Origin of the sequence: Brachybacterium nesterenkovii (genome assembly GCF_900163655.1) — a bacterium.
GTDB lineage: Bacteria > Actinomycetota > Actinomycetes > Actinomycetales > Dermabacteraceae > Brachybacterium > Brachybacterium nesterenkovii.
This window is the reverse complement of record NZ_FWFG01000078.1, coordinates 1-9,616: the sequence shown is the minus strand read 5'-3', so window position 1 is coordinate 9,616 and position 9,616 is coordinate 1. Positions and strand designations below refer to the sequence as shown.

The 9,616-nt window shown below is 72.2% G+C and carries 8 protein-coding genes and 1 pseudogene; 4 read left to right on the top strand and 5 right to left on the bottom strand.

The genetic code is table 11. The annotated features are described in order from the left end of the window. The first annotated feature begins 141 nt into the window (after window positions 1-141). The 4 genes and pseudogenes from FM110_RS08995 (at window position 142) to FM110_RS08980 (ending at window position 4,154) form a co-directional block, all read left to right on the top strand. Window positions 142-1,203 (top strand): annotated as a pseudogene (locus tag FM110_RS08995) (siderophore ABC transporter substrate-binding protein). Between the two features lie 185 nt (window positions 1,204-1,388). Then, on the top strand, window positions 1,389-2,315 hold the full coding sequence (locus FM110_RS08990) for an ABC transporter permease (RefSeq protein WP_234992122.1): 927 nt from the start codon (window positions 1,389-1,391) through the stop codon (window positions 2,313-2,315). Next, window positions 2,308-3,402, top strand: coding sequence for an iron chelate uptake ABC transporter family permease subunit (locus FM110_RS08985; protein ID WP_234992120.1), 1,095 nt, complete (start codon window positions 2,308-2,310; stop codon window positions 3,400-3,402). Before FM110_RS08990 ends, FM110_RS08985 begins: the two co-directional genes overlap by 8 nt. After that, on the top strand, window positions 3,399-4,154 hold the full coding sequence (locus tag FM110_RS08980) for an iron ABC transporter ATP-binding protein (RefSeq protein ID WP_087104432.1): 756 nt from the start codon (window positions 3,399-3,401) through the stop codon (window positions 4,152-4,154). The genes FM110_RS08985 and FM110_RS08980 overlap by 4 nt, the downstream gene beginning before the upstream one ends. Here FM110_RS08980 and FM110_RS08975 read toward each other — a convergent pair. The 5 genes from FM110_RS08975 to FM110_RS08955 all read right to left on the bottom strand — a co-directional run. Next, the gene (locus tag FM110_RS08975) at window positions 4,148-5,170 is read right to left on the bottom strand and encodes a PfkB family carbohydrate kinase (protein WP_087104431.1); all 1,023 of its coding nucleotides are present in this window, start codon (window positions 5,168-5,170) and stop codon (window positions 4,148-4,150) included. The genes FM110_RS08980 and FM110_RS08975 overlap by 7 nt on opposite strands. After that, window positions 5,167-6,651: a purine-cytosine permease family protein gene (locus FM110_RS08970; protein ID WP_087104430.1), complete on the bottom strand. Its 1,485-nt coding sequence runs from the start codon at window positions 6,649-6,651 to the stop codon at window positions 5,167-5,169. The genes FM110_RS08975 and FM110_RS08970 overlap by 4 nt, the downstream gene beginning before the upstream one ends. 27 nt (window positions 6,652-6,678) lie before the next feature. Beyond that, complete coding sequence (locus tag FM110_RS08965) at window positions 6,679-7,698, bottom strand: ADP-ribosylglycohydrolase family protein (protein ID WP_087104429.1); 1,020 nt, start codon at window positions 7,696-7,698, stop codon at window positions 6,679-6,681. Further along, window positions 7,695-8,477, bottom strand: coding sequence for a GntR family transcriptional regulator (locus FM110_RS08960; RefSeq protein ID WP_087104428.1), 783 nt, complete (start codon window positions 8,475-8,477; stop codon window positions 7,695-7,697). The genes FM110_RS08965 and FM110_RS08960 overlap by 4 nt, the downstream gene beginning before the upstream one ends. Before the next feature lie 303 nt (window positions 8,478-8,780). Further along, window positions 8,781-9,616 (bottom strand): CPBP family intramembrane glutamic endopeptidase (locus tag FM110_RS08955; protein WP_087104427.1); only part of this gene is annotated, 836 nt, incomplete at its 5' end.

The following is a 9,616-nucleotide window of genomic DNA, read 5'->3' as shown; positions in this document are numbered from 1 at the left end:
CCCCTGCCCCGGCCCCCTAAGGTGAGGCAAACCTTTCCTGATTGGGAAAGGCTGCCATCGCGCAAATACCGGTCCGCCCCGCCGAGCGCTTCCCTGAGCGCGGTGCCCCGTGCACCCGCCCGTCGCACCGAAAGGGACCTGATGTCCGCTCTCCGCCCTGCCCTGACCTCGCGCTCCTCCCGCACAGCCCCCGTCACGCGCCGCGCCGCCCTGCTCGGCGCGGCCACCGGGATCGTCGGCCTGGCCCTGTCCGCCTGCGCCACCGGCGGCGCGTCGGGCGGCGCCTCGGACGCCGGCGGCTCCGCCTCCGACGGCGGTGCGTCCGCCGGGACGGTCACCGTCGAGGACAACAACGGCACCCACGAGGTCCCCTCGCCGCCGACGTCCGTGGTCGCGACCGACAACCGCCTCTTCGAGACCCTCCACTCGTGGGGCGTGACTCTCGCCGCCGCACCGCGCCAGCTGATCCCCTCGACCATCGCCTACCGCGACGACGAGTCGATCGTGGACCTCGGCAGCCACCGCGAGCCCGATCTCGAGGCCGTCGTCGCCGCCGAGCCCGACCTCATCATCAACGGCCAGCGCTTCACCCAGCACCAGGCCAAGCTCGCCGAGCTCGCGCCCGACGCCGTGATCCTGAACCTCGACCCGCGCGAGGACCAGCCCCTGGATGCCGAGCTCAAGCGCGCCGTCGAGCAGCTGGGGAAGGTCTTCGGCAAGGAGACTGAGGCAACGTAGCTCGCCGACGACCTCGACGCCGCCGTCGAGCGTGCCAAGAAGGCCTACCCGGCCGGCGCCAAGGTCATGGCTCTGAACTCCTCGGGCGGCGAGCTCGGCTACATCGCCCCCGGCGCCGGCCGCGTCCTCGGCCCGATCTTCCCGCTGCTGGGCCTGACCCCCGCCCTCGAGATCGAGGGCGCCAGCGACGACCACGAGGGCGATGACGTCTCCGTCGAGGCCATCGCCCAGGCCAACCCCGACTGGATCCTCGTGATGGACCGCGATGCCGCCGTCGCCGCTGACGAGGCCGGCTTCCAGCCCGCCGACCAGGTGATCGCCGGCTCCGCCGCCCTGCAGGGCGTCACCGCTGTGCAGCAGGGCAACATCGTCTACATGCCCGCGGACACGTACACCAACGAGGGCATCCAGACCTACACCGAGTTCCTCACGGCGCTCGCCGAGGCCATGGAGAAGAAGAGCTGAGCCCGGCGTCCGATCTCGACCGGGCCCCGGGCGGCGCGGGCTCCAGCGCCGCGCACCCGGGTTCCGGCTCCCTGCGCCCGGGTTCAGGAACCGCGCGCCCGGGTTCCGGCACGGCGCGCGCCGGGCGCGGCTCTCCCGGTTCTGCGCCCGGGCCCGCCGTTCGCGGGCGCCTCGTCGACCCGAAGCTGCTGCTCGCCGCCGTCGCCGTCGCCGCGCTGCTCGCCGCCTCCCTGCTCACGGGGGTATACGACGTGGCCGGCGCCGCCGACGGTCGCGAGATGTTCGCCATCACCCGCGTGCCGCGCACCATCGCCCTCGTCCTCGCCGGGGCCGCGATGTCGATGTCGGGCCTGGTCATGCAGCTGATCACCCAGAACCGCTTCGTCGAGCCCACGACCACGGGCACCACGGAATGGGCTGGGCTGGGGCTGATCGCCGTCATGGTCCTGTTCCCGGGCGCGAGCCTGATGGCCCGGATGGGCGCCGCGATCGGCGCCGCGTTCCTGGGCACCCTCGTGTTCTTCGCGTTCCTGCGCCAGGTGCGCCTGCGCTCCTCCCTCATCGTCCCGATCATCGGGATGATGCTCGGCGCCGTCGTCTCCTCCGTCTCCACGTTCATCGCCCTGCAGTTCGACGCGCTGCAGATCCTCGGCGTCTGGTTCGCCGGGTCCTTCACCTCCATCCTCAAGGGGCAGTACGAGATCCTGTGGATCGTCGCCCTCGTGGTCGTGGCCGTGTTCATCGCCGCCGACCGCTTCACCGTCGCGGGCCTCGGCGAGGAGGTCGCCACCACCGTCGGCGTCGACTACCAGAAGGTGGTGCTGCTGGGCACCGGCCTGATCGCGATCGCCACCGGCGTCGTCACCGTCGTCGTCGGCGCCCTGCCCTTCCTCGGGCTGATCGTCCCCAACATCGTGTCCCTCGTCCGCGGCGACGACCTGCGCTCGAACCTGCCGTGGGTGTGCCTGCTGGGCATCGCGATCGTCACCGCCTGCGATCTCCTCGGGCGGCTCATCATCATGCCGTTCGAGGTGCCCGTCTCGCTCATCCTCGGGATCGTCGGGGCCGTCGTGTTCGTCGGCCTCCTGCTGAGGCAGCGTGCCCGTGGCTAGGACGACCCTGGCCCGCGCCGCGCGCCCGGGCGCGACCGGTCCGGGTGATGCCGCCGCCCGCGTCGCTGCTCCGCAGGGCGCCGTCTCCCGCGCCGTCGGGGCCTTCGCCGACCGTCGCGCCGCCCGCCGCTACGCCGCCTTCCTCGGCGCGCTCGCCCTCGCGGCCATCGCGCTGGCCTGGTTCACCCTCGCCTGGGACAACCCCATGGAGCCCGGCACCCGCGGCTTCTGGCTCATCGCGAAGCTCCGTGCGACCTCCCTCGTCGTGATGGCGATCGTCGCCGTGTCCCAGGCGCTGGCGACCGTCGCCTTCCAGACCGTCACCGACAACCGCATCATCACCCCGTCGATCCTTGGCTTCGAGTCCCTGTACACCGCGATCCAGACCACCGCCGTGTACCTCCTCGGCGTCTCCGGGGTGCTCGTGCTGCAGGGCACGCCCCAGTTCCTGCTGCAGGTGGCCCTCATGGTGGGCCTGGCCGTCGCCCTCTACGGCACGTTGCTGACCGGTCGGCGCGGGAACATGCAGATCATGCTGCTGGTGGGCATCGTGGTCGGCGGCGGCCTCGGCTCCGTCGCCTCGTTCATGCGCCGCCTGCTCTCGCCCAGCGAGTTCGACGTCCTCGCCGCCCGCATGTTCGGCGCCGTCACCAACGCGCAGGACGAGTACATTGTCCCCGCGATCGTCCTCGTCGCCCTCGCCTCGGCGCTGCTGCTCGCCGGCACCCGGCGTCTGAACGTGCTGGCGCAGGGCCGGGACACCGCCGTGAACCTCGGCGTCGACCACCGGCGCGGCGTGCTGGCCACCCTCGTGCTGGTGTCGATCCTCATCGCCGTCTCCACTGCGCTGGTGGGGCCGATGACCTTCTTCGGCTTCCTCGTCGCGGCCCTGACCTACCAGGCCGCCGGCACCCACGACCACCGGTACGTGCTGCCGATGGCAGCCCTCCTGGGCTTCGTCGTCCTCGCCGGGGCCTACGCCGTCATGAACCACGTGTTCTCCGCGCAGGGCGTCGTCTCGATCATCATCGAGCTCGTCGGCGGCACCGCGTTCCTCCTCGTCATCCTCCGGAAGGGGCGGCTGTGATCCGCTGCCAGGGCGTCACCAAGAGCTACGGCGAGCACGCCACCATCGGCCCCATCGACCTCGAGATCCCCACCGGCGGCGTCACCGCGCTGGTCGGCCCCAACGGGGCGGGCAAGTCCACGCTGCTGACGATGATCGGCCGCCTCCTGCCGCTGGACGCCGGGACCATCGAGGTGTGCGGCCACGACGTGCGCGCCACCCCCTCGCGGAAGCTCGCCCACGTGCTGTCGATCCTGCGCCAGGAGAACCACATCTCCACCCGCCTCACCGTCCGCCAGCTCGTCGGCTTCGGCCGCTTCCCCCACAGCCAGGGCCGACTGACCGCCCGCGACCAGCAGGCCGTGAGCGACGCGATCGACTTCCTCGACCTCGCCGCGCTCGAGGGCCGCTACCTCGACGAGCTCTCCGGCGGCCAGCGCCAGCGCGCCTACGTCGCGATGGTCCTGGCGCAGGAGACCGAGGTGCTGCTGCTCGACGAGCCGCTCAACAACCTCGACATGCAGCACTCGGTGGCGATGATGAAGCAGCTCGACGCCGCCGCCCGCGAGCTGGGCCGCACCGTGGTGATCGTCCTGCACGACATCAACTTCGCCGCCCGCTACGCCGACCGCATCTGCGCGATGAAGGACGGGCGGGTGGTCGAGTACGGGCCCAGCGCAGAGATCATGCGCGCCGACGTCCTGACCCGCGTGTTCGACACCGACGTGCAGGTGATCGACGGGCCCGACGGGCCGCTCGCCGTGTACTACTGAGGGGTGGGCCCGACTCGGGCCCCCCGGTGGCGTGACAGGGCGGTGTCGATCTCCGCCGCGGTGGGGGACGTGGCAGGGCCCTCGCGGGTCACAGCCAGTGCCGCGGCGACTCCGGCGCGCTCCGCCGCCGCCCCGAGGTCCGCGCCCGCGGCGAGCTGCGCGCACAGCACCCCGGTGTGGGCGTCGCCCGCGCCGTTGGAGTCGACGGCCCGCACGCGCATCGGCGGGAGGACGGTGACGGACCCTCCGGGCTCCGCCAGCACTGCCCCTGCGGAGCCGGCCCGCAGGATCACCGTCCGGTCGATCGCGCCGACCAGGCGGACGGCGAGGGCGACGAGGGCGTCGGCCGTGCCGTCGGACTCCCCGGCACGGGGGCAGGCCTCACCCTGCTCCCGTCGCGCCAGGAGTATCCGAGCCTCCCGATCGTTCGTCGTCCACACATCGGCCCGCTCGAGCAGGGCGCTCACGGCGTCGTCCCCGAGGTCGCCGATCACGGGCGACGGGTCGACGACCACGGTGCAGGCGGTCGGGATCTCCGGCAGCCATCGCGTCAGCGCGGCGCCCTTGACGTCGTGGACGAACGAGTAGCCGGAGACGGACACGACGTCGCCGGGCCGCAGGTCGACCATCCGAAGGTCCTCGAGGCTCGTGCGCGCCTCGACGCCGGACGTGGAGATGAACGTCCGCTCCGTGGTGTCGTCGACGAGGGCGATGCAGAAGCCGGTGTCCCCCGAAGCGTCCGGGGCCAGGAGCGGCTCCACGCCCTCGGCCTCGAGGGCCGCCCGCACCAGGTCGCCGAACGGCCCGGTGCCGTGGCCTCCGACGTAGACGACGCGAGCCCCGTCACGGGCGGCCGCGGCCATCATGTTGACGCCGCCGCCCGCCGCGAGCTCATGGCGCGAGGCGAACACGTCGCCGCCGGCCTCCGGCACCGCGGGGATCCGCATGACGACGTCGACGATGCCCTGCCCCGTGCAGACGACACGGCCGGCACCGGCGCCGAGCACCGTGCTCATGACCGGTCACCCGCATCGCGCAGCCCCATGACTGCGTACAGCGCGCCGCCGATCCCCATCGAGATCAGCCAGGCCATGCCGTTGGCGCCGAACCACGTGTCGTGGAGGGGGCCGGTGAACCACGGAGTCTCGCCCGGGGAGACCTGCATGAACAGGGCCGCGACCGCGATCGCGAGGAGCCAGGGGACCACGGCCGCCCAGCGCACGCCGCCGGAGTAGAAGTAGGCGCCGCGGGACGAGAGGTCCAGCAGCGCTTCGGGGTCGTAGTGCGTGCGGCGGAGCATGTCGACCAGGAAGATGCCGACCCAGGCCGAGATCGGCACCGCGAGGAGCGAGATGAACGTGATGAAGGGGCCGTAGAACCCGTCGGCCACCAGCAGGAACAGCAGCGAGCAGGTGGTGGTGACGACGACGTCGACGATCACCGCGTACACGCGTTTGACCCGGAGGCCCAGCGTGATCGTCGTGAGGCCCGCCGAGTAGACGGACAGATGATTGGACAGCAGCAGGCCGATGAACGACAGCACGAGGTAGATGATCGCGGCAGGCCCGGGAAGGGTGTCGCGGATGGCGTCCAGCGGGTTCGGCGAGGTGGCGATCGCAGCGTCCGAGGCCCCGAGCATCGATCCCATCGAGATCATGATGACCAGAGGGATGCCGGCGCCCGCTGCGGCGGATGCCACGAGGGACAGCGCCCTGACGTGCGGCGCCTGGTAGCGGGCCATGTCGGCGCCCGAGTTGGCCCAGCCGATGCCGGTGCCGGCGGCGATCATGCCGATGCCCGTCATCACGGCGGCCATCGTCCCGTTCGGCACCGCCGCCACGAGGCTCCAATCGATTTTCATCACGAGCATCACGAGGATCACCAGGTTGGCGGCGCCGAAGATCCACGTCGACCACTTCTGGACCACGAGGATCGTCGCGTGCCCCATGCCGGAGACGGAGATGGTGAAGGCGACGAACAGGAGCACGCCGATCACGGTCACGACCGGGGCGGACTTCGCGTCGCCGCCGGTCCCGAGGAGCAGGGACACGATGGTCACCACGGCGAGCGCAGCGGTGGACGTGTTCACGGTCTCCCAGCCCAGGCGGGACAGCAGCGCCACGAGCGTCGGGCCCGCGTTGCCGCGCGAGCCGAACACGGCTCGCGAGAGCGTAAGGCTGGGGGCGCCGCCTCGGCGGCCCGCGATGGAGATCAGGCCGACCAGGGCGAAGGAGCCGAAGGAGCCGATGATCGCGACGATCACGGCCTGCCAGATCGACAGGTCGAGCGCCACGAGGCTCACGCCGAGCGGAAGGCCCAGGATCGAGATGTTCGCGGCGAACCACACCCAGAACAGCTCGAGGGGGTTGCCGTGGCGCTCGGACGGCGGGACGGGCTCGATGCCCCGTTGCTCGACGGCGGCGAGGGGGCGTCCCTCGTCGAGCCGGGGAGCGCCAGCGGGAGGGGTGGTGCTGGGGTCTGATGCTGCGGTGGACATCTTTGTCACCTCTGGAGGGAGTAGGGGTCAGTGGCGGAGGTCGAGGAGCCGTCGAGAGACGGAGCGGAGGTCGAACGGGTTCGTCTCGCGCACGAGGCGGACCTGATCGGTGGGGAAGGCCGACGGGCCGTGGACGGCGCCGAGGACGGTGCCGGCCATCGCGGCGACGGTGTCGGTGTCACCTCCGACGGACGCGGCCGTGCACAGGGCGGCGAAGGGGTCGTCCCGACCGGCATCGATGAGGAGGAGAGCCGCGACGACGGACTCCTGCGACTGCACGGACGTGCCCACGACCTCGGCGAGGAGATCCTCGCGCCGCTCGGAGCCGGCGCGGCGGAATCCGTCGCGGAACGCGAGGAAGCGGGCGGGGATCGAGGCACCGGCGATCCAGGCGCCGAGGTGCTCGCCCTGCTGGGCCGCGGCGACGGCGGCGTCGAGAGCGGCATCTGCGTCCGCGCCGTCGACGCCCGCGGACACCGCCGCGGCGATGGCCGCCGCACCCGAGATCCCGAGGCTCGTGCGGTGGGTGACCTGGCTGGCCTCGACCACCGCCTCGAGGAGCGCCGGGCCGGGCCGATGGGCGATGCCCACCGGGGCGACCCGCATCGCGGCCCCGTTGGTCGTCCCGGAGCGGCCGCTCTCCTCGACCGGCACGCCGTGCTGGAGCCGATCCAGAGCCGCTTTGGTCGAAGGCCCCAGCAGGTCGCGCGATCCGCGGGCGATCATGTCCGCCTCCCACGCGATGAGCGCATCGGCGAAGGCATGGGGGTCGACGTGACCGTCGCCCTCGAGGAGGAGGCGCGCGACGATCAGGGCCTGCTCGGTGTCGTCTGTGACGGAGCCTGCGGGCATGCCGGGCGCGATCGGCTGGTCGTCGGCGGCATCGCGCAGGCGGTCCACGCGGCCGAAGCGCGCGCGGATGGCATCGCGGCGCATGGACTGGGTGGGCATGCCCAGCGCGTCGCCGAGCGCGAGGCCGAGGAGGGCTCCGTGGGCGCGGTCGGCGTCGGAGACCGGGTCGTCGGTGCTGGAGGCTGCGGGGTTCATCGGGGGTCTCCGAACGACAGTGCGAGGGTGAAGTGGTCGGGGTCCAGCAGGGAGACGACGTGCTCCACGAAGCGGCCGTCGGCGGTGTACGACGTGCGCGTGGTGCGCAGGAACGCCGTGCCCTCGACCCGGGCGAGGATCGCCGACTCGCGCGGGTCGAGGGGGTGCACGTCGGCTCGCTGGATCCCGTGGTCCGGGATGAGCCCGGCGCTCGCGCGCGTCGCGGAGAGGGAGTCGTCGACCAGCCCGCTGTCGGGCAGGTCCGCGAGGGTCCCGACCGGCGGCACGGTCGCGCACTCGAACGAGACCGGCACAGGCGGCCCGTCGGGCAGGTGGAGGCGGCGAACGCGGCGGACGGCGATGCCCCGGTCGAGGTGCACCTCGATCGGCAGGAGCGGCACGGCTGCGGTGTCGACGCGCTCGATGCCCAGGAGGTCGACGGTGATCTCGCTGCCCGCGTCGGCGAGCGACTGCGCCCAGCCGCGCTGCTGGTCCATCTGGTGGCCGTCGAAGATGACGAAGGAGCCGCGCCCGGTCTCGGTCGAGATGAGGCGGCGGTGCTTCAGCTCGCTGAGCGCCTGGCGGACCGTCCCCCGCGAGACGCCGAACTCCTCAGCCAGGCGGAGCTCGCCGTCGAGCTTCTCGCCGTGCTCGTACTGGCCGTCCTGGATCCGATGCGCGAGGGTCTCCACGATCGTCTGCCGCTTGCCGGAGAGCGCGGGACGGCTGGGTTGACCGACGGTGAGACGGTCCGCGGGAGGGTCAACCTGTATAGACATGGCTATACATGTACACCAGATGTCCGGTGGGCGCCAGGGGCTGAAGGGCATCTGCCACGTGTGCCGGGAAACGGGACTCCTGTGGTCGGGTGAGGCGAATGCGGTCGTGAGGTGCACGCACAGGTCCCGTGTTCCGGCAGGGCGCCGGGGCAGACGTGTCGGAACCTCGATCTGGGCGGGGGTCTGCGGCCTGCTCTGACAGAAGCGGCAGTCATACGTGCAGACGAGGCCTCCACAGGCCTCGTCTGCACGCATAGCTACCGGTTCCCGCAGTGACCGGCGGGGGATGCGGCCGGCGGGAGATCAGCCCTCGCGGCGTCCCAGCAGGTGCACGGCGACCCCGGCCAGGGCGAACAGGGCGCCGATCGCGACCCATGCGGCCGGCCCGTCGGCCACCAGCCCCAGCGCCATGGCGATGGCGGAGGCGACGTGGCTGCCGCCGTGGATGCCGATCGCCGCCCAGGTGGTGCCCATCCGCTGGGCCAGGAAGCCCGCGCAGATCGCGAAGCCGAACGGCAGCGCCAGGTAGATGAAGCGCTCGCCCAGGTTCTCCTGCCCGCCCCGGGACATGAGGTGCAGGATCCCGAAGGCCGCCGCGCTGATGAGGACGGCGATCGCGGGACGGTGCGGGAGGCTGCGCATCAGGTAGCCGCGGAACAGCACCTCCTCGCCGATGCCCTGCAGCAGGAAGGCCTGGGCGCCGATCGCGATGAGCAGCATCCACAGCGGCGCCTGCCCGAAGTCCGGGGCGGTCTGCGGCATGCGGCCGATGCCCAGGACCTGGACGGCGCCGGTGCCGATCACGGTCGCGGCCAGGGCGATGCCCATGCCGGCCAGCAGCCCCAGGACGGCGTGCGGGGTGATCGCCAGGCCCAGGTCCCGGAAGGGTCGGCGGTCGATGCCGCGCATCAGCGCCCAGGACAGGAGGATGTAGGCCGCGCAGGTCAGGCCGCACAGGGCCAGCAGAGCCAGCACGGCCGTCATCGGGTCGCGCGAGGCGGAGGCCTCCTGGAAGCCGGGGATGAGCATGAGCGGAAGCGCCCCGAAGGCGGCGACGGTCATGGCGATCATCGCGAGCACCACCCGGACGCCCCAGGGCAGGCGCGGCCGGGTGGTGCTCGCGATGATCGCCATGACCG

Excerpts from the sequence above, each read along its gene's own strand:
- FM110_RS08975 (WP_087104431.1), bottom strand. The coding sequence starts at position 5,170 with ATGAGCACGGTGCTCGGCGCCGGTGCCGGCCGTGTCGTCTGCACGGGG.
- FM110_RS08970 (WP_087104430.1), bottom strand. The coding sequence starts at position 6,651 with ATGTCCACCGCAGCATCAGACCCCAGCACCACCCCTCCCGCTGGCGCT.
- FM110_RS08965 (WP_087104429.1), bottom strand. The coding sequence starts at position 7,698 with ATGAACCCCGCAGCCTCCAGCACCGACGACCCGGTCTCCGACGCCGAC.
- FM110_RS08960 (WP_087104428.1), bottom strand. The coding sequence starts at position 8,477 with ATGTCTATACAGGTTGACCCTCCCGCGGACCGTCTCACCGTCGGTCAA.